The organism is Streptomyces sp. SP18BB07 (genome assembly GCF_036322545.1).
GTDB lineage: Bacteria > Actinomycetota > Actinomycetes > Streptomycetales > Streptomycetaceae > Streptomyces > Streptomyces deccanensis.
Window position 1 is genome coordinate 96003 of record NZ_JAQYWT010000319.1, and the last position, 18673, is coordinate 114675.

At 71.0% G+C, this 18673-nt stretch carries 18 protein-coding genes; 6 read left to right on the top strand and 12 right to left on the bottom strand.

Going from position 1 to position 18673, the window contains the following annotated elements; genetic code table 11:
• Positions 1-155 precede the first annotated feature (155 nt).
• The gene (locus PUR53_RS22545) at positions 156-1184 is read left to right on the top strand and encodes an isopenicillin N synthase family dioxygenase (RefSeq protein ID WP_329899897.1); all 1029 of its coding nucleotides are present in this window, start codon (positions 156-158) and stop codon (positions 1182-1184) included.
• Positions 1185-1200: 16 nt separating this feature from the next.
• Here PUR53_RS22545 and PUR53_RS22550 read toward each other — a convergent pair whose 3' ends face one another.
• Positions 1201-2304, bottom strand: coding sequence for a citrate synthase 2 (locus PUR53_RS22550; protein WP_045556076.1), 1104 nt, complete (start codon positions 2302-2304; stop codon positions 1201-1203).
• Between the two features lie 163 nt (positions 2305-2467).
• Here PUR53_RS22550 and pdxH point away from each other — a divergent pair, with 163 nt between their 5' ends.
• On the top strand, positions 2468-3097 hold the full coding sequence (gene pdxH, locus PUR53_RS22555) for a pyridoxamine 5'-phosphate oxidase (protein ID WP_329909458.1): 630 nt from the start codon (positions 2468-2470) through the stop codon (positions 3095-3097).
• A 43-nt stretch (positions 3098-3140) separates the two neighbouring features.
• On the opposite strand, the gene PUR53_RS22560 is transcribed toward pdxH, so the two are convergent.
• The 8 genes from PUR53_RS22560 to PUR53_RS22595 all read right to left on the bottom strand — a co-directional run bounded on the left by PUR53_RS22560 (position 3141) and on the right by PUR53_RS22595 (position 13346).
• Positions 3141-3758: a TetR/AcrR family transcriptional regulator gene (locus PUR53_RS22560; protein WP_329899898.1), complete on the bottom strand. Its 618-nt coding sequence runs from the start codon at positions 3756-3758 to the stop codon at positions 3141-3143.
• The gene (locus PUR53_RS22565; protein ID WP_329899899.1) at positions 3746-4516 is read right to left on the bottom strand and encodes an enoyl-CoA hydratase family protein; all 771 of its coding nucleotides are present in this window, start codon (positions 4514-4516) and stop codon (positions 3746-3748) included. Before PUR53_RS22565 ends, PUR53_RS22560 begins: the two co-directional genes overlap by 13 nt.
• Positions 4513-6081: a 4-coumarate--CoA ligase family protein gene (locus PUR53_RS22570; RefSeq protein ID WP_329909460.1), complete on the bottom strand. Its 1569-nt coding sequence runs from the start codon at positions 6079-6081 to the stop codon at positions 4513-4515. The genes PUR53_RS22565 and PUR53_RS22570 overlap by 4 nt, the downstream gene beginning before the upstream one ends.
• A gap of 38 nt (positions 6082-6119) precedes the next feature.
• Positions 6120-7301 (bottom strand): acyl-CoA dehydrogenase family protein, encoded by a 1182-nt coding sequence (locus tag PUR53_RS22575; protein ID WP_329909462.1) that lies wholly within the window; start codon positions 7299-7301, stop codon positions 6120-6122.
• An 84-nt stretch (positions 7302-7385) separates the two neighbouring features.
• Positions 7386-9242: an acetyl/propionyl/methylcrotonyl-CoA carboxylase subunit alpha gene (locus PUR53_RS22580; RefSeq protein WP_329909463.1), complete on the bottom strand. Its 1857-nt coding sequence runs from the start codon at positions 9240-9242 to the stop codon at positions 7386-7388.
• 8 nt (positions 9243-9250) lie between these two features.
• Complete coding sequence (locus PUR53_RS22585) at positions 9251-10855, bottom strand: acyl-CoA carboxylase subunit beta (RefSeq protein ID WP_329909464.1); 1605 nt, start codon at positions 10853-10855, stop codon at positions 9251-9253.
• Positions 10852-12552: an acyclic terpene utilization AtuA family protein gene (locus tag PUR53_RS22590; protein ID WP_329909465.1), complete on the bottom strand. Its 1701-nt coding sequence runs from the start codon at positions 12550-12552 to the stop codon at positions 10852-10854. Before PUR53_RS22590 ends, PUR53_RS22585 begins: the two co-directional genes overlap by 4 nt.
• Positions 12549-13346 (bottom strand): TIGR03084 family metal-binding protein, encoded by a 798-nt coding sequence (locus tag PUR53_RS22595; RefSeq protein ID WP_329909466.1) that lies wholly within the window; start codon positions 13344-13346, stop codon positions 12549-12551. The genes PUR53_RS22590 and PUR53_RS22595 overlap by 4 nt, the downstream gene beginning before the upstream one ends.
• Positions 13347-13792: 446 nt before the next feature.
• Between PUR53_RS22595 and PUR53_RS22600 the strand changes: the two genes are divergently transcribed.
• From PUR53_RS22600 to PUR53_RS22610, 3 genes are all read left to right on the top strand, one after another.
• Positions 13793-14635 carry a helix-turn-helix domain-containing protein gene (locus PUR53_RS22600; protein WP_329900097.1) on the top strand — a complete coding sequence of 281 codons (843 nt, stop codon included), beginning with the start codon at positions 13793-13795 and terminating at the stop codon, positions 14633-14635.
• On the top strand, positions 14632-15126 hold the full coding sequence (locus PUR53_RS48265) for a hypothetical protein (protein WP_443078235.1): 495 nt from the start codon (positions 14632-14634) through the stop codon (positions 15124-15126). Before PUR53_RS22600 ends, PUR53_RS48265 begins: the two co-directional genes overlap by 4 nt.
• A 620-nt stretch (positions 15127-15746) precedes the next feature.
• Positions 15747-16730, top strand: coding sequence for an EamA family transporter (locus PUR53_RS22610; protein ID WP_329909467.1), 984 nt, complete (start codon positions 15747-15749; stop codon positions 16728-16730).
• Positions 16731-16822: 92 nt separating this feature from the next.
• On the opposite strand, the gene PUR53_RS22615 is transcribed toward PUR53_RS22610, so the two are convergent.
• A complete protein-coding gene (locus PUR53_RS22615; RefSeq protein ID WP_329909468.1) occupies positions 16823-16963 on the bottom strand; it encodes a hypothetical protein in 141 nt (46 codons plus the stop codon).
• Positions 16964-17073: 110 nt separating this feature from the next.
• On the bottom strand, positions 17074-17628 hold the full coding sequence (locus PUR53_RS22620) for a GntR family transcriptional regulator (protein ID WP_329909469.1): 555 nt from the start codon (positions 17626-17628) through the stop codon (positions 17074-17076).
• 157 nt (positions 17629-17785) lie between these two features.
• Between PUR53_RS22620 and PUR53_RS22625 the strand changes: the two genes are divergently transcribed.
• Positions 17786-18154: a DUF952 domain-containing protein gene (locus tag PUR53_RS22625; protein ID WP_329909470.1), complete on the top strand. Its 369-nt coding sequence runs from the start codon at positions 17786-17788 to the stop codon at positions 18152-18154.
• 21 nt (positions 18155-18175) lie between these two features.
• Here PUR53_RS22625 and PUR53_RS22630 read toward each other — a convergent pair whose 3' ends face one another.
• Entirely contained in the window at positions 18176-18577 is a 402-nt protein-coding gene (locus tag PUR53_RS22630; protein ID WP_329909472.1) for a hypothetical protein, read from the bottom strand.
• Positions 18578-18673 lie beyond the last annotated feature (96 nt).

Consider the following 18673-nt stretch of genomic DNA (forward strand, 5'->3'; position numbering starts at 1 on the left):
CGTTTCGTAGGGCGCAGTATGCTTTCGCCATGCTTCCGATACTCGTTCGACGCCGGCACGTGGACTTCGTGCGCGTCACGAGCATGGGCTGTCGGTTCTCCGTCTGAACCCCGGACCCGGCCCCAGCCCTCACCTCTCACTCTCGGACGCATCCCATGACGAACTCAGCGACGGCATCGTCGTACCTCCAGCTGCCCATCATCGATCTCTCCGCCGCCGATCGCGGGCCCGAGGCGCGGGCGCTGCTGCACGCGCAGTTGCACAGTGCCGCGCATGACGTGGGGTTCTTCCAGCTCGTCGGGCACGGGGTCACCCGGGAGGAGATCGGGCGGCTCGACGCGGCCATGCGGGCGTTCTTCGCGCTGCCCGAGGCCGAGCGGCTCGCTCTCGACAACGTCAACTCGCCGCACTTCCGGGGCTATACGCGGACCGGGGACGAGCGGACGGGCGGCAGTCGGGACTGGCGGGACCAGTTGGACATCGGTGCCGAGCGGGCCGTTCGGCGTCCCGGTCCCGGGGAGCCCGCGTACTGGTGGCTCCAGGGCCCCAATCAGTGGCCCGCCGCCCTGCCGGAGCTGCGGTCCGCCGCGCTCGCGTGGATCGACCGGCTCAGTTCCGTGGCGCAGCGGCTGCTGCGGGAGCTGCTGGTCTCGATCGGGGCGCCCGCCGGTTTCTACGATCCGGTCTTCGGGGAGCGGGCCCATCCGCATCTGAAGCTCGTGCGGTATCCCGGCAGTGCGGGGGACGGGGCCGATCAGGGGGTGGGGGCGCACAAGGACTACGGGTTCCTGACCCTGTTGCTGCAGGACCAGGTCGGCGGGCTCCAGGTGGAGCGGGCGGACGGGCTGTTCCACGACGTGCCGCCGATCCCGGGGGCGTTCGTGGTGAATCTCGGGGAGTTGCTGGAGGTGGCGACGAACGGGTATCTGCTCGCCACGAACCATCGGGTGGTGAGCCCGCCCGGGGCGACCGAGCGGTTCTCCGTCCCCTTCTTCTACAACCCGCGGCTCGACGCCCGGGTCGAGCCGCTGGTCTTTCCGTACGCCTCCACCGCGCCCGGGGTGACCGACGATCCGGGGAACCCGCTCTTCGCCGAGTACGGGTTCAACGAGCTGAAGGGGAAGCTGCGGGCGCATCCGCTGGTCGCCGAGCGGCATCACGCGGGGCTGCTCAGCCCCGCGTGACGGTACGGTCCGTCCTCTAGTGCGCGGCGATGTCCGCGTAGCCCTCGATCTCCTGGGGGCTGCGCGTGCCGGGGCCGACGTAGCGCGCGGAGGGGCGCACCAGTCGTCCCGTGCGCTTCTGTTCGAGGATGTGCGCCGACCAGCCCGCCGTGCGGGCGCAGGTGAACATCGAGGTGAACATGTGGGCCGGGACCTCGGCGAAGTCCAGGACGATGGCCGCCCAGAACTCGACGTTGGTGGCGAGGACACGGTCGGGGCGGCGGGCGTGGAGTTCGGCCAGGGCGGCCTTCTCCAGGGCTTCGGCTACCTCGAAGCGGGGGGCGCCGAGGTCGCGGGCGGTGCGGCGGAGGACGCGTGCGCGGGGGTCCTCTGCGCGGTAGACGCGGTGGCCGAAGCCCATGAGGCGTTCGCCCTTGTCGAGGGCCTGCTTGACGTACGCGTCGGCGTCGCCGGTGCGTTCGATCTCCTCGATCATGCCGAGGACGCGGGAGGGGGCACCGCCGTGGAGGGGGCCGGACATGGCTCCGACGGCGCCGGAGAGGGCGGCGGCCACATCGGCGCCGGTGGAGGCGATGACCCGCGCGGTGAAGGTGGAGGCGTTCATGCCGTGCTCGGCGGCGCTGGTCCAGTAGGCGTCGACGGCGGCCACGTGCTTGGGGTCGGGCTCGCCGCGCCAGCGGATCATGAAGCGTTCGACGACGGACTGGGCCTTGTCGATCTCGCGCTGCGGGACCATGGGCAGTCCCTGGCCCCGGGCGGACTGGGCGACGTAGGAGAGGGCCATGACGGCTGCGCGGGCGAGGTCGGCGCGGGCCTGCTCCTCGTCGATGTCGAGGAGGGGTTTGAGGCCCCAGACCGGGGCGAGCATGGCGAGCGCGGACTGGACGTCGACGCGGATGTCACCGGAGTGGACGGGGATGGGGAACGGCTCGGCGGGCGGGAGGCCGGGGCGGAAGGCGCCGTCGACGAGGAGGCCCCAGACGTTGCCGAAGGAGACGTGGCCGACCAGGTCCTCGATGTCGACGCCCCGGTAGCGGAGGGCGCCGCCTTCCTTGTCCGGTTCGGCGATCTCCGTCTCGAACGCGACGACTCCTTCGAGCCCGGGTACGAAGTCGGACATCAGGCGGCTCCTCTTGATGTGTGCGACAGGAAGTCAGGCGGTTCCAGCACCATACGCCTGAGTGCCACATTTGGGGAGAGTCCGCGGCACTCAGTGCCACTTCTCCTCCGGTCCGCCGTTCGTACGGCAGGATGACCATGTGAACGATCACGATCCCGCTCTCATGCGCAAGCAGTACCGTGCCGACGGGCTCAACGAGAGCGAGCTGGCCGCCGGTCCCATGGAGCAGTTCGGGCGGTGGTTCCTCCAGGCTGCGCAGGAGGGGGCGGTGTTCGAGCCGAACGCGATGGTGGTCTCGACGGCGGACGCTGCGGGGCGCCCCTCTTCTCGTACGGTGCTGATGAAGGCGTACGACGCGGACGGCTTCGTCTTCTACACGAACTACGACTCCCGCAAGGCCCGTGACCTGGCGGAGAACCCGTACGTCTCGCTGCTCTTCCCCTGGCACGCGCTGGCCCGGCAGGTGATCGTGACGGGTACGGCGGTGCGGACCGGGCGGGACGAGACGGCGGCGTACTTCCGGACCCGGCCGCACGGTTCGCAGTTGGGGGCGTGGGCCAGCGCGCAGTCCTCGGTGATCTCCTCGCGGGCCGAACTGGACGCCGCGTACGAGGCGTTGCACGCGCGCTATCCGGAGGGGGAGCAGGTGCCGGTGCCGCCGAACTGGGGTGGTTTCCGGGTGGTGCCGCGGAGTGTGGAGTTCTGGCAGGGGCGGTGGAACCGGCTGCACGACCGGCTGCGGTACGTGGCGGAGCCGGACGGGTCGTGGCGGGTGGAGCGGTTGAGTCCCTGAGGTCGAGCCTTTGATGTCGAGCCGTTGATGTCCCGGGGGCGCCTCAGCCGAGTTTCTCGTCGAGCAGGGCCGCCCACTGGGCCACCACCTTGTCGCGGCGGCTCGTGTCGTCGGTGAGGAGGTTGGCGAGGCCGAGGCCGCGGGCCATGTCGAGGAGGCCCTGGACGGTTTCGCGGACGCCGGGGACGGTCTCGTCGGCGCGCAGGAGGTCGACGGCGATGCGGTGGGTCTCGCGGCCGACGCGGGCTTCGAGTTCGGTGACGCGGGAGCGGAGCTGGTCCTCGTTGGAGGCGGCGACCCAGAGGTGGAGGGCGGCGCGGAAGAGGGGGCCGGTGAAGAGGTCGACGACGGCGGAGACGACGGCGCGGCGGTCGGCGGTGCCCTCGGGGAAGAGGGCGCGCAGGGCGAGGGAGCGCTCTTCGGCGACGTATTCGACGGCGGCGGTGAACAGGTCCTCGCGGGTGCGGAAGTGGTGTTGGGCGGCGCCCCGGGAGACGCCGGCGCGTTCGGCGACGACGGAGACGGTGGAGCCGGCCCAGCCGTGTTCGGCGAGGCAGGCGACGGCGGCTTCCAGGAGGCGCTGGCGGGTGGCGCGGCTGCGGTCCTGCTTGGGGCCGCGATCCACGCCCGGCCCTGTTTCCGTCATGCTCACAACACCCATCCCGGGTCCCGTCCTTCGAGGAACGCCGTCATGCCCTCGCGGGCGTCGGCGGAGGCGAACAATCGGGACGAGAGGCTGGTCAGTTCGCCCGCGTCCGCGTCGAAGTTCTCCAGCACCTTAGCCGTGAGCAGGCGTTTCGTCTCCGTCAGGGCCCTCGGTGAGGCTCGGCGCAGTCCGTCGAGGACGGGTTCGAGCAGGTCGTCGACATCGGCGCCGGCCATCGTGAGCACGCCGATGCGGGCGGCTTCGGCGGGGCCGAACCTCTCGCCGGTGAGGGAGTAGCGGGCGAGGGCGCGGGGGTCGGTGCGGGGCCGCAGGGTGAGGGAGATGACGGCGGGCGCGACGCCGATGCGGACCTCGGTGAGCGCGAACCCGGCGTCCGGGCCGCCGACGGCGATGTCGCAGGCGCCGAGCAGGCCGAGGCCGCCCGCGCGGACGTGGCCGGTGACGCGGGCGACGACGGGCCGGGGCAGTTCGAGGATCCGGCGGAGCAGATCGACCAGGGCCTTCGGGTCGGGTGGGTCGCGCAGGTCGGCGCCCGCGCAGAAGGTGTTCCCGGTGTGGGTGAGGACGACGGCGCGTACGTCGTCGTCCTCACCGCACCGGGTGAGCGCGTCCGAGAGCTCCCTCACGAGGGGCACGGAGAGCGCGTTGCGGTTGGCCGGGGAGTCGAGGGTGAGGGTGGCGATGCCCCGGTGGTGCGTGACACGTACGAGGGGGCTGAGGCCCGCGGCGGTGTCGGTCTCGGTTTCGGTCATAGGCGCTCCCTGAGTTCGCGGCGGAGGATCTTCCCGGAGGCCGCGCGGGGCACGTCGGCGATGAAGGTGACGTGGCGGACGCGCTTGTAGGGGGCGACGCGTTCGGCGACGTACATCATCACCTCGCCTTCGGAGAGGGCGTGCGCGGTGGGCCGGCGGACGACGAAGGCGTGCGGGACCTCGTTGCCGTCGTCGTCGTAGTGGCCGATGACGGCGGCGTCGGCGATGCCGGGGTGGGTGACGAGGAGGGCTTCGAGTTCGGCGGGGGCGACCTGGAAACCCTTGTACTTGATGAGTTCCTTGACGCGGTCGACGACGTACAGCCAGCCGTCGGCGTCGACGTGTCCGATGTCGCCGGTGAAGAGCCAGCCGTCGGCGTCGATCATCTCCGCGGTGGCCTGGGGGCGGCCCAGGTAGCCCTTCATGACCTGGGGACCCCGGATGACGATCTCGCCGGGTTCGCCGACGCCGACCTCCTTTCCGGGGTCGTCGAGGGAGACGATCCGCATCTCGGTGCCGGCGATGAGTTTGCCGACGGTGCCGGGGGGTGCGACGGCGGCCTGGACGAGGGGGACCAGGTGGGAGCAGGGGGAGAGTTCGGTCATGCCGTAGCCCTGGACGACGGGCGGCAGGGAGAGGCGGGTGGAGCAGGCGGCGGCGAGGCGCGCGTCGAGGGGGGCCGCGGCCGAGAGGATGTGCTGGACCGTGGAGAGGTCGTAGCGCTCGGCGGCCGGGTGTTTGGCGAGGGCGAGGACGATCGGCGGGGCCACGTAGAGGTGGGTGATGCGGTGTTCGGCGATCGCCTTGAGGTAGCCCTCCAGGTCGAAGCGGGGCAGGACGACGACCGTGGCGCCGAGCCGCAGCGGGGCGTTCATCAGGGCGGTGAGCCCATAGATGTGGAAGAACGGGAGTACGGCGAGGATGCGGTCGCCGGGGCCGGCGGGCATGACCGGTTCGAGCTGGGCGAGGTTGGTGGCGATGGACCGGTGGGTGAGCATGACGCCCTTGGGGACGCCGGTCGTGCCGGAGGAGTACGGGAGGGCCGCGAGGTCGGTCACCGGGTCGATGTCGACGGCCGGTTCGGGCGCGGCGGAGGCCAGCATGTCGATCAGCGAGCGGTGGCCGGGGGCGCTGTCGCAGACGAAGATCTCCCGTATGCCGCCGACGCGTTCGGCGGCGGTGCGGGCGGTCTCCAGCAGCGGTGAGACCGTGACGATCCAGCTCGCCCCGGAGTCCTGGAGCTGTGTGGCCAGCTCACCGGGGGTGGCCAGCGGGTGCACGGTGGTGACGGTGGCGCCCGCGCGGGTGGCCGCGTAGAACGCCGTCGGGTAGGCGATGGTGTTGGGGCTGTGCAGGGCGAGGACGTCGCCCTTGCGGACGCCCGCGTCGGCGAACGCGGCCGCGAGCCGCCGGTGGAAGCGGTTCAGCTGTTCGTAGGTGAGGGTCGTGCCGTCGACTCCGTCGATCAGCGCGGGCAGGTCGCCGAACTCGGCGGCGCGGCCCAGGACGGCGTCGTGGATGGGGAGTTCGAGGGGTGGGACGTCTGCGTACTCGCTGCGGAACATGGTTCCTCCAGGGCGACCAGGTGTGGGCCTGGAAAGTGTCAGTACGACTTCGGCAGGCCCAGGGTCTGGTGGGAGACGTAGTTGAGAATCATCTCCCGGCTCACCGGCGCGATACGAGACACGCGCGCGGCGGTTATCAGTGAGGCGAGGCCGAACTCGGCCGTGAGGCCGTTGCCACCGAGGGTGTGCACGGCCTGGTCGACGGCTCGCACGCAGGCCTCGCCCGCCGCGTACTTGGCCATGTTGGCGGCCTCGCCGGCCGCCGCGTCGTCGCCGGCGTCGTAGAGGTGGGCCGCCTTCTGCATCATCAGGCGGGCCAGTTCGAGTTCGATGTGGGACTGGGCGAGGGGGTGGGCGATCGCCTGGTGCGCGCCGATGGGCTGCCCCCAGACCGTGCGGTCGCGGGCGTACTCGACGGCTTTGCCGAGGGCGTACCTGGCCATGCCGATGGCGAACGCGGCCGTCATGATGCGCTCGGGGTTGAGGCCGGCGAACAGCTGGAGGAGGCCGGCGTTCTCGTCGCCGACCAGGGCGTCGGCGGGGAGCCGCATGTCGTCGAAGCTCAGCTCGAACTGCTTCTCGACGGCGCGGAGTTCCATGTCGATCTGCCGGTACTCGAAGCCGGGGGTGTCGGTGGGGACGATGAAGAGGCAGGGCTTGAGGGTGCCGGGGCGGCCCTCCTTGGTGGACACGGTCTCGGTGCGGCCGACGATGAGGACGGCGTCCGCCCGGTCGACGCCGGAGATGAAGACCTTGCGGCCCGTGAGCAGCCAGTCGCCGGCCTCGTCGCGGCGGGCCGTGGTGGTGATGCGGTGGCTGTTGGAGCCGGCGTCGGGTTCGGTGATGCCGAAGGCCATGAGGCGGGTGCCGTTCGCCAGAGCGGGCAGCCAGGTCTGTTGCTGGGCCTTGGTGCCGAAGCGGGCGATGACGGTGCCGCAGATGGCGGGCGACACGATCATCATGAGCAGGGGGCAGCCTGCGGCGCCCAGCTCTTCGAGCACGATGGAGAGTTCGGCTATGCCGCCGCCTCCGCCGTCGTACTCCTCGGGGAGGTTGACGCCCAGGTAGCCGAGTTTGGCGGCCTCGGACCAGAGTTCGTCGGGGTGGCGGCCCTCTTTGTTGATCGTGGTGATGTAGTCGCGGCCGTAGCGTTTTCCGAGGGCGGAGACGGCGGCTCGTAGGGCTTTGTGTTCTTCGCTTTCGAGGACCGGGGACGGCATGAGAGGGCTCCTCAGGGGGAGGGTTCGTTCGTTGTTTGGAGGGTGCGGGTCTGTGGGGGCCTGTCGCGCAGTTCCCCGCGCCCCTTAGGTGGGCTGCCCTTGAACCACGGCCAGAAGTGCGCCCATTTCCACCTGTTGGCCAACTGCCGCGTGCAGGGCCGTCAGGGTTCCCGTCGTCGGGGCCGTGATTTTGTGTTCCATCTTCATCGCCTCCAGCCAGAGGAGGGGTTGGCCCGCCTGTACGGATGTGCCCTGCTGCAGGTTCTCCGCCACACGGACGACCGTGCCCGGCATGGGGGCCAGGAGGGAGCCGGGGGCCTGTTGGGTGGTGGGGTCGGGGAAGCGGGGGACGGCGGTGAGCGTCGTGGTGTTGACGTGGATCCGGTCGCCGTAGCGGGTGACGTCGAACTTCCGCTGGACGCCGTCCACTTCGAGGACGACGCGGCGGGGGGCGGCGTGGACGACACGGACCCCGTCCGCCTCGGGGCCGTTCCTGGTGTGCCGGTAGTGGACCTCGTGCTCCTCCCCCGCCGTTGCGTACCGCTTGACCTGGGGCTGGGAGGGCACGTTGCGGAAGCCGCCGAAACGGGGGTCGCCCTCGGTGGCCTCGGCCAGGGCGGCGGCGAGCGGGGCGTACGGGTCGGGGGCGGGGGTGGTGAGGTCGGTGAGGTGGCGGTCGTAGAAGCCCGTGTCCATGCGGGCGGACGTGAACTCCTCGTGGCGCAGGGAGTTCACCAGCAGGGCCCGGTTGGTGGTCGGGCCGTGGAGCGTCGCCCGTTCCAGGGCGCCCGCCAGTCTGCGGATCGCCTCCGCCCGGGTGGGGGCGTGGGCGATCACCTTGGCGAGCAGGGGGTCGTAGTGGACGCCGATCGTGTCGCCGTCCTCGTAGCCGGTGTCCAGGCGGACGCCCTCGGGGACCGCCAGTCGGTGCAGGGTGCCCGTCTGCGGGGCCCACGCGCGGGCCGGGTCCTCGGCGTACAGGCGGGCCTCGATCGCGTGGCCCTGTGCGGTCGGCGGGGCGGTGGGCAGGGCGTGGCCCTCGGCGACGCGGAGCTGTTCGGCGACCAGGTCGAGGCCGAAGACGGCTTCCGTGACCGGGTGTTCGACCTGGAGGCGGGTGTTCATCTCCAGGAAGTGGGCCGTGCCGTCGGACACCAGGAACTCGACCGTGCCCGCGCCGACGTAGTCCACGGCTCGGGCGGCGCGTACGGCCAGGGTGTGGAGTTCCTCGGTGAGCTCGTCCGACAGGGCGGGGGCCGGGGCCTCCTCGACGACCTTCTGGTGGCGGCGTTGCAGGGAGCAGTCGCGGGTACCGAGCGGCCAGACGGTGCCGTGGGTGTCGGCGAGGACCTGGACCTCGACGTGGCGGCCGTCCTCGAGGTACGGCTCGACGAAGACCTCGCCGTCCCCGAAGGCGCTCGCGGCCTCGGCGCGGGCGCTCTCCAGGGCGGCGGGCAGCTCGTCGAGCCGGCGTACGACGCGCATGCCGCGTCCGCCGCCGCCCGCCGCCGCCTTCACCAGGACCGGGAGGTCCTTCTCGGTGACCTCGGCCTCGTCGAGGGGGGTGAGGCCCATGAGTTCCTTGGCGCGGGTCTTGGACGCCATGGCCTCGATCGCCTCGGGGGGCGGGCCGATCCAGACGAGGCCCGCGTCCTGGACGGCACGGGCGAAGTCCGGGTTCTCGGAGAGGAAGCCGTAGCCGGGGTGGACGGCGTCGGCGCCGGCGGCGAGGGCCGCCTTCACAAGCAGGTCGCCGCGCAGATAGGTGTCGGCCGGGGCCGCGCCCGGCAACCGTACGGCCGCGTCGGCGACGCGGGTGTGGAGGGCGCCCGCGTCGGCGTCGGAGTGCACGGCGACGGTACGGATGCCCAGCTCGGCGCAGGTGCGGAAGATCCGGCAGGCTATCTCGCCCCGGTTGGCCACGAGCACAGAAGTGATCACTGCTTCCCTCACATCCGGAAGACGCCGAAGCCACCGCGCGCGCCCTCGTAGGGCGCCGTGTGGATCGCGGACAGGCACAGGCCGAGGACGGTGCGGGTGTCGCGGGGGTCGATGACCCCGTCGTCGTACAGCCGTCCGGACAGGAACATCGGGAGCGACTCGGACTCGATCTGCTGCTCCACCATCGCGCGCAGGGCGGCGTCCGCGTCCTCGTCGTACGGCCGTCCCTTGGCCGCCGTCGACTGCCGGGCCACGATCGACAGGACGCCCGCGAGCTGCTGCGGGCCCATCACGGCCGACTTGGCGCTGGGCCAGGCGAAGAGGAAGCGGGGGTCGTAGGCGCGGCCGCACATGCCGTAGTGACCGGCGCCGTACGAGGCGCCGAGGAGGACGGACAGGTGCGGGACCCGGCTGTTGCTGACCGCGTTGATCATCATCGCGCCGTGTTTGATGATGCCGCCCTGCTCGTACTCCTTGCCGACCATGTAGCCGGTGGTGTTGTGGAGGAAGAGGAGGGGGATGTCGCGCTGGTTGGCGAGCTGGATGAACTGGGCCGCCTTCTGGGACTCCTCGCTGAACAGCACCCCTCGGGCGTTGGCGAGGATGCCGACGGGATAGCCGTGGAGGGTGGCCCAGCCGGTGGTGAGGCTGGTGCCGTAGAGGGGCTTGAACTCGTCGAAGTCGGAGGCGTCGACGATCCGGGCGATGACCTCGCGGGGGTCGAAGGGCGCCTTCAGATCGCCCGGGACGATGCCGAGGAGTTCCTCGGCGTCGTACTTGGGGGGCTGGACCAGGTGCGGGTCCGGATCGGCGTACGCCTTGCGGTGGTTGAGGCGGGCGACGACCCGGCGGGCCTGGCGCAGGGCGTCCGGCTCGTCGACGGCGAAGTGGTCGGCGAGGCCCGAGGTGCGCGCGTGCATCTCGGCGCCGCCGAGGGACTCGTCGTCGCTCTCCTCGCCGGTGGCCATCTTGACGAGGGGCGGGCCGCCGAGGAACACCTTCGCGCGTTCCTTGACCATGATCACGTGGTCGGACATGCCGGGGATGTAGGCCCCGCCGGCGGTGGAGTTGCCGAAGACGACGGCGATCGTGGGGATGCCGGCGGCGGAGAGCCGGGTGAGGTCGCGGAAGATCGCGCCGCCGGGGATGAAGATCTCCTTCTGGGAGGGGAGATCGGCTCCTCCGGACTCCACCAGGCTGATGCAGGGCAGCCGGTTGGCGAGGGCGATGTCGTTGGCGCGGAGGGCCTTCTTCAGGCTCCACGGGTTGCTCGCGCCGCCGCGTACGGTCGGGTCGTTGGCGGTGATCAGGCACTCGACGCCCTCGACGACCCCGATGCCGGTGACGAGCGAGGCGCCGACGGTGTACTCGCTGCCCCAGGCGGCGAGCGGCGACAGTTCGAGGAAGGGCGTGTCGGGGTCCAGCAGCAGTTCGATGCGCTCGCGGGCGAGCAGCTTGCCGCGCCCCCGGTGCCGGGCGACGTACTTCTCCCCGCCTCCGGCGAGGGCCTTCGCGTGCTCGGCGTCGAGCTCGGCGAGCCGCGCGAGCATGGCCTCGCGGTTCGCGGCGTGGTCGGGGGCGTTCGGGTCGAGGGCCGAGCTGAGGACGGTCACAGCAGGATCTCCGGTACGTCCAGGTGGCGGGAGCGGAGCCATTCGCCGAGGGCCTTGGCCTGGGGGTCGAAGCGGGCTTGTGAGGCGACGCCCTCGCCGAGGATGCCGACGATCTCGAAGTTGAGGGCGCGCAGGTTGGGCAGCGTGTGCCGGGTGACCGGCAGGTCCGCCGTCTCCGGCAGGAGTGCGCGCAGCCGGGCGGTGGTGAGGGTGTGGGCCAGCCAACGCCACGCGTCGTCCGTACGGGCCCAGAGGCCGATGTTGGCGTTGCCGCCCTTGTCGCCGCTGCGGGCGCCGGCGACGAGGCCGAGGGGCGCGCGGCGGGTGGGAAGGCCGGGCGGCAGCGGCTCCGGGAGGGCCGGCTCGTCGACCGGTCGCAGGGGGAGGGTGTCGTCGCCCGGCGGCACGGGCAGTCGGCGGCCGTCGTGGAGGACGGCGACGTGCCGCACGGCGTCCCGGGCGACGTGGGCCGCCTCGAACACCCCGTAGGGGGCGCCCTTTCCGGGTGGGGCCAGGACGTGGAAGCCGGGGTAGCTCGCGAGGGCCAGCTCGACGGCGGCGCCGCTGAGGGCCCGGCCGACGGCGGCCTGGTCCGGGTCGCGGACGACGAGGCGGAGGAGGGCGCTGGCGGTCTCCTCGGTGCGGGCGTCGGGGTGGTCGGTGCGGGCCAGCTCCCAGTCCACGTGCGCCGGACGGGACTTGGCGGCGGCGAGCGCGGTCTCCAACTGGTCGCGGACGAGGGCGGCCTTGCGTTCGATCTCCAGGCCGGTCAGGACGAAGGTGACCTCGTTGCGGAAGCCGCCGAGCCGGTTGAGGCCGACCTTGAGGGTCGGGGGCGGGGCCTCGCCGCGTACGCCGTGGACCCGGACGCGGTCGGGGCCGTCCTGGGTGAGCGTGATCGTGTCGAGGCGGGCGGTGACGTCGGGGCCCGCGTACCGGGCGCCGCCCGTCTCGTAGAGGAGTTGCGCGGTGACCGTGCCGACGTCGACGAGGCCGCCGGTGCCGGGGTGTTTGGTGATCACGGCCGTGCCGTCGGCGTGGAGTTCGGCGAGGGGGAAGCCGGGGCGACGCAGGGCGGCCGGGGCCGACTCGTGGAAGAAGGCGTAGTTGCCGCCGGTGGCCTGCGCCCCGCACTCCAGGACGTGACCGGCGACGACGGCGCCCGCGAGGCGGTCGTACTCCCCCGGTCCCCAGCCGAAGTGCGCGGCGGCGGGCCCGGTCACCAGGGCCGCGTCCGTCACCCGGCCGGTGACCACGATGTCGGCGCCCTCCCGCAGACAGGCCGCGATGCCGAAGCCGCCGAGGTAGGCGTGGGCGGCGAGGCTGCCAGGGTGGTCGGCGGTCAGGTCGTCGCCCTCGACGTGCGCGACCCGGACGGGGACGCCGAGCCGGCTCGCCAACTCCCGTACGGCGTCGGCGAGTCCGGCGGGGTTGAGGCCGCCGGCGTTGGCGACGATCCGCACGCCACGCTCGTGCGCGAGCCCCAGGCACTCCTCCAACTGGCGCAGGAACGTGCGCGCGTACCCGCCGGCGGGGTCCTTCAGGCGGTCGCGGCCGAGGATGAGCATGGTCAGCTCGGCCAGATAGTCGCCGGTGAGGACGTCGAGTTCACCGCCGGTGAGCATCTCGCGCATGGCGTCGAAGCGGTCGCCGTAGAAGCCGGAGGCGTTGCCTATGCGCAGGGGGGCCGCCGTCACGGGGTGGCTCCCTTCGCCGCGCGCCCGGCGCCCGGCGGGCCCGCGAAGGCCTGGGCGATGTCCAGCCAGCGGTCGGCGCCTGCGCCTTCGGCGCGCAGGGCGAGGTCGGAGCGGTGGGCGCGCTGGGTGACCAGGAGGCAGAGGTCGAGTGCGGGGCCGGTGACGCGGTCGGTCGCGTCCTCGGGGCCGTACGTCCACAACTCGCCTGTGGGGCTGGTGAGTTCGACGCGGAACTCCTCGAAGGGCGGGGTCAGTCCGTGCGCCCCGAAGGCGAAGTCGCGGGTGCGGATGCCGAGTCGGGTGATGTGCCGGAGGCGGTCGCCGGGGGTGATCCGGGGGACGCCCAGCGCGTCGGCGATGTCCAGGCCGTGGGCCCAGGTCTCCATGAGGCGGGCGGTCGCCATCGAGGCGGTGGACATGGGCGGGCCGTACCAGGGGAAGCGCGCGCCCTCGGGTGCCGCGCGCAGGGCGGCGTCCAGGGCGTCGCGACCGGCCCGCCAGTCCGCGAGCAGTTCGGCGGGCGGTTTTCCGGCCCCTTCCTCGGCGCCCCTGTCCACGAAGTCGCCGGGCGCGGTCATCGCGCTTTCGACCTCACGGGCGAAGGCGGCCTGGTCGGTCACGGCCAGCACGGACGAGTGGTCCGTCCAGGCGAGGTGCGCGATCTGGTGGGCGACGGTCCAGCCGGGCGCGGGCGTCGCGAGCGCCCACTCCTCCGAGCTCAACTCGGCCACGAGCAGGTCGAGTTCCTCGCTCTCGGCACGGAGATCGTCGATCACGGGTGTGGGGTCGGCCATGGGGGGAGCATGGCAGCGGACCCAGAAACAAGCAAGCATGCTTGCATTTTTGGTGGCGCCCCCGCCCCCGATTCGGCAGGCGTGCCCAGGCCAAGGAAAACTCGTTACCCCCTTGAATCGCCTGCCGTGGACGCCCGCCTCTCCCGTACCACCCTCGCAGCGACGACCCTTGCCGGGACGCGTTCAGCCATGGAAACTTGTGCTATGTGGCAATTTAGCTTCTATCGGATTGGAAGGAAGGTAAGGGCTACCTTTCTCTCTTGCATGCGACACAGCGCTACGGGTCAGGACGCAAGGCACGTCACGGTCACCACGCATCCTGCCGGGCATGGCCCTGTCAGCAGGCACGATGCCACGACGCCCGCTAACCTGTCTCACCTGCGGCCTCAGTCGCACCGGCGGACGCGGCCGCGCACCTGCCTCCACGAGAAAGGGCTGCCGTGATCATGTCCGAAAATCCGATGTTTCTCCGCCAACGCCTGCGAGATCGCCTCAAGCGCGCGCGAGAATCCGCCGGAATGACACAGCAGCAGGTCGCCGAGGCATTCGCCTGGTCGCCCAGCAAGGTAATTCGCCTGGAAAACGGGAAAATCGGCGTCAACATTACCGACGCGATGGCACTCGTACAGCATTACGGAATCGCGGAGGACGAGGCGGCGCAGCTGATCGACCTGGCAAAGGCAGCACGTCAGCCCTCCTGGTACGCCCCGTACAGGAGCGTCATGTCCTCGGAACTGGAAGCCTACATCTCCTACGAGGAGTCAGCGTCCATCGTACGTAACTACGAGCGGAACGTGGTACCCGGACTGCTCCAGACAGAAGAATACGCACGCTCCATCCAGAAGGAAGTCTGGAGTGGCTCCGACCTCGATATGAGCGTAGAACTCCGCATGCGCCGGCAGCGCGCACTGGAATCCACCGAGGCGGAATTCTTCTTCATTCTCGACGAATCCGTTCTGCGTCGGACCATCGGGAACGAGACCATCATGCAGCAGCAGCTCGACGCGCTGCTGCGCTTCAACGACTACCCGAACGTCCAGATCCAGTACGTCCCGTTCAGCAAGGGCATGTACCCGCTGTTCCGGACGCCGTACCAGATCTTCGAGTTCTCCGGCGGCACCGACGACCTGGTCGCCTACCTGGAGAACCCCGAAGGGGACGTCCTGCTCAGCGAGGCGATGCCGAAGTACGGATCCAGGCGGACACCTGCGGACTACCTGGACGCCTTCTGGGACGTCGAACGCAATGTGGCGGAGGACATCAGGGACGGGGTCACCGTCGCCGCGTGAGACCGCACCTCGGACCGGATCAAGAGAAGGGTAAAGAACATGTCTTGATGGATTCAATGAAATCAGCCCACGCGTCGACACCGCATGTCACGCATCCCTTGTTCGGCACCTTCGAGTCCCGAACAAGAAGAACTCCGTGGGCCTTGATTTCCAGGCACGCGCCATTGATGTCGCTGTGCGAACTCTTTTTCCACTTACCTTCCGACCGGATCACGGCACCTCCACATTCCTGTTGTTCGGCAAAGGAATTATGGGTGATCGTTCAATGCCTGACAAGGACCAATTCAAGGCAATTGATCCTTCAAGGCGAGGTAGCCGGAAAAGCATGCCTCTTTCATCCCAAAGGGGACTTTTCGCCTTTTCCGGAAGAGTGGGAAGATGTCATAAAAAAAGAGGGAGCCCCTGGCCTAGCCGGCAAGCATCCGGCCGAGGGCTCCCTGGCAGAGCACACCTTCGATGATCAGGAAGGGCACCCTACGCATGAAGTGTAACGAGTCTCCCGGCGAAGTCAGCCGGAAGAAAGCCCGGGAGCGTTGGAAAAACTGGGGGCGGGTGACGGCTCACCAGGTCTTGCGCGGCGCCGGCTCGGCTGCCGGAGCCGCCCTCGTCTCCTTGATAGTCGTGTGGATCCAGAGCAGGTAAGAGCAATACCGGCCTAGCGAGGCCACACACCGTCGGGGCCAGCAGGCGGGGCCCCGACGGATCATCGGCCCGCCGGGCGGCGGGCGTGGGGTTCACACATGGGCTTTTGTCCGTTTCCGGCCGTCAGGATCCTTGCCACGCCCGCGGTCGTCGCGGCGTGGACCAGGCGACTCCGCGCGCCTCTGCGCGCCTCTGCGAGGAAAGAGACCTGCTCAAGGCCGGGAAAACGGCTGTGTCCGATTCCAGACACTAGTGGGCTTGGACATGCCTGCCCATCAAGCTCCGGGCCACGGCGAATCCACAGTGGCCGGGAGGCCCCATCGCAAAGGTGACGCGCCGCGTAGGTAAGGTGCAAAGTTGGCTACAGGCATGACTTAGTCCATTGCTTTGCACTGTCAAGTCCTCCATACTGAACGACGTCGGTTCGTCGCCCCCTCTGCCTCGCTCTCCGCTCTTCTGGACGGTCCCCGTGACACTCCCCCGCGCTGAACAGTCCGCGCCCGCCGCGACGGCCGTACCCCCGGCCGCGCCCGCCCCCGACGGCGTGCGCCGCGCGCGCGGCCTGGGCTCCCTCGGGCCCGTGGGGCTGGTGCTGGCCGGTGGGATATCGGTGCAGTTCGGCGGGGCGCTGGCGGTGACTCTGATGCCGCGCGCCGGGGCGCTCGGGGTGGTGACGCTCCGGCTCGCGGTGGCCGCGCTGGTGATGATGGTGATCTGCCGGCCCCGGCTGCGCGGGCACTCGCGCACCGACTGGGGGACGGTGGTCGCCTTCGGCGTCACCATGGCCGCGATGAACGGCCTCTTCTACCAGGCCGTCGCCCGTATCCCCCTCGGCCTCGCCGTCACCCTGGAGGTGCTCGGCCCGCTGACGCTCTCCGTCCTCGCGTCCCGGCGGGCGCTGAACATGGTGTGGGCCGGGCTGGCCCTCTGCGGCGTCTTCCTGCTCGGGAAGGGCGGCGGAGTCGGCGGCCTCGACCCGCTGGGCATCGCCTTCGCCCTGGCCGCCGGGCTGGCGTGGGCCCTGTACATCGTCTTCAGCGCGCGTACGGGGCGGCGGTTCCCGCAGGCCGACGGGCTGGCGCTGGCCATGGCCGTCGCGGCGGTGCTGTTCCTGCCGCTGGGGATCGTCGAATCGGGAGGCCGGCTCGTCGAGCCGACGACGCTCGCCCTGGGCGCCGCCGTGGCCGTGCTCTCCTCCGTCCTCCCGTACACCCTCGAACTCCTCGCGCTGCGCCGACTGCCCGCCTCCACCTTCGCGATCCTCATGAGCCTGGAGCCCGCGATCGCCGCCACGGCCGGTTTCCTCATCCTCGACCAGGCCCTCACCACCATCGAGGCCCTCGCGATCGCCCTGGTCATCGGGGCGAGCATGGGGGCGGTGCGGACGCAGGTGGGGCGGGGGAAGGCGGGTCGGGGGAAGGCCGGGCAGGCCCGGAGCGGCCCGACGGGCTGATCACGGACCGAGCTCGGCCTGAGGCGGGGGTCCCGGGGAGGCCGGGGAGGGCGGTGTGCGTCGTGGGGGCGCCCACCGGACGCCGTCCGGGATCACGCAGAAGGCGAGGAAGTCGCCCTGGGCGCGCGGTTGTATCCGGCGCCCTTGACCTGGACGGTGCCGCCGGGGGCGGGCAGCACGACGGGTCCGGCCTTCAGCCGCGGCCGGAAGGTGGCACCGTCGGCGGTGGTCACGTCCGCTGCGGCTTGCCGGTGAGCGGCGTGGCGGTGGCGGTGCCCGCGAGGGGGCCACGGCGGCGTCGGTTCGGGGTCGGGTCTGGGGGCGGGTCTGGGCTTGGGCTTCGTCATCCAGTTCGGTGGTCGATCGCGATCTCGTAGCGCAGTCGCTGGCGCAGGGCCGGCATCACCATGCGGTCGACCTGGAGGGGTCGGTCGTCGTGGTCGAGGGTGACCCTGGTCAGGCGCAGCACCGGTTCACCGGGGGCGGTGCGCAGGGTCTCGCGCTCCTCGTCGTCCGGGTTGTCGGCCGTCACGTCCTCGCGGACGCGGGCGCCGACATGGCCGAGCCGGGCGAGCAACGTCACCGCCCCGCCGGGGATCTTGGCGGTCCCGGCGAGACCGGTGCCGTGAGCGATGGCCAACGGGTAGTAGGTGTCGGTCAGTTCGGTCGGCAGGTCGTCGAGGAGGATCAGCCTGCGGCGTACGACGACCGGCTCGCCCTCGGCCAGCCCCAGCAGCCGTGCGACTTCGGTGGGCGCCGCCACCTCACCGGCGTGCAGGATCCGCTGGGTGCCCCGGCGCCCCCGCGCCGCGGCCTCCTCGGCCCAGGCGTCGCCCCGCCCGTTCTCCCTCGGCGTCAGATACGGCATCGACGTACTGACCCAGCTGTTGGCACGCACTCTGCCTCCCCATCTCCACGAACGAACCACCGACCGTACGTCGACGTGGGCGTCGGCGTCCGCTCCCAGGTCACCGCATCGAGCGCAGCGGCGGGTGTTCGGTCGTGATGCCCGGGGGCTGGAGGAGGCGGGTCGGGCGCTGCTGTATAACCGGCCTGTGATCTACCACGTCGTATCCCTGGACGCCTGGACCGCCCGCCCCGACCAGCCGTACGCCCCCGCGTCGCTCCCGGAGGACGGTTTCGTGCACTGTTCGCCGGAGGAGGCGACGACGCTGGCCGTCGTCAACGCCTTCTACCGGGACGCGCCCAAGCCGCTGCACGTCCTCGTCCTCGACGAGGAACGGCTGACCGCCCGGGTGGAGTTCGAGGCCGCCGCCCCCGCTCCGCCGCCGGGTGTCGGCGAGGACGTCCTGTTCCCCCATGTGTTCGGGCCCCTCGACCGTGACGCCGTCGTACGGATCCTGGAGATCAGGTGGGACGAGGACGGCCGCGCGGTGGGGCTGGGGGAGCAGCAGGGCGCCTGAGGCCGTCGGTCCGTTCCGCGGTCACATCACCAGGAAGGCGAACGTCCAGTACACCGTGGTGATCGCGACGCCCAGGCGGATCCGTCGCCGCCGGGACCAACCCCGCACCTGGGGGCTCTTGTTCCAGCCGTAGACGCCGAAGCCCCAGATCACGGTCATCACGAACCCGATCGGGGTCTGGGTCCAGAACCAGGCCATCACGCCGACGATGGAACCGCCGACGACATGCCCGATCACATGCTCGGCGATGCGGTCCCGCTCGTACTTCGGGGCCGTCGGCTCCCCCGGTGCCGCCGCCCGGTTGTCGCCGCCCTTCGCCTCCGTCTCGCCCTGCCCCTTCTCCGTCCCACCCTGCCTCTCCTCCGTCCCGCTCCGCTCCTTCTCCGTCTCGCCGTCGTGGCGGTCCATGTGCCCCCCGAACATCTCGACCACCCCGATGCCCCCCGTGTCCACTTGAACACGAACAGTTAGTGAGGTGGCGTGCGGGGGCGCGGGCGGGGAGCCCCCGCCCTTCGGGCG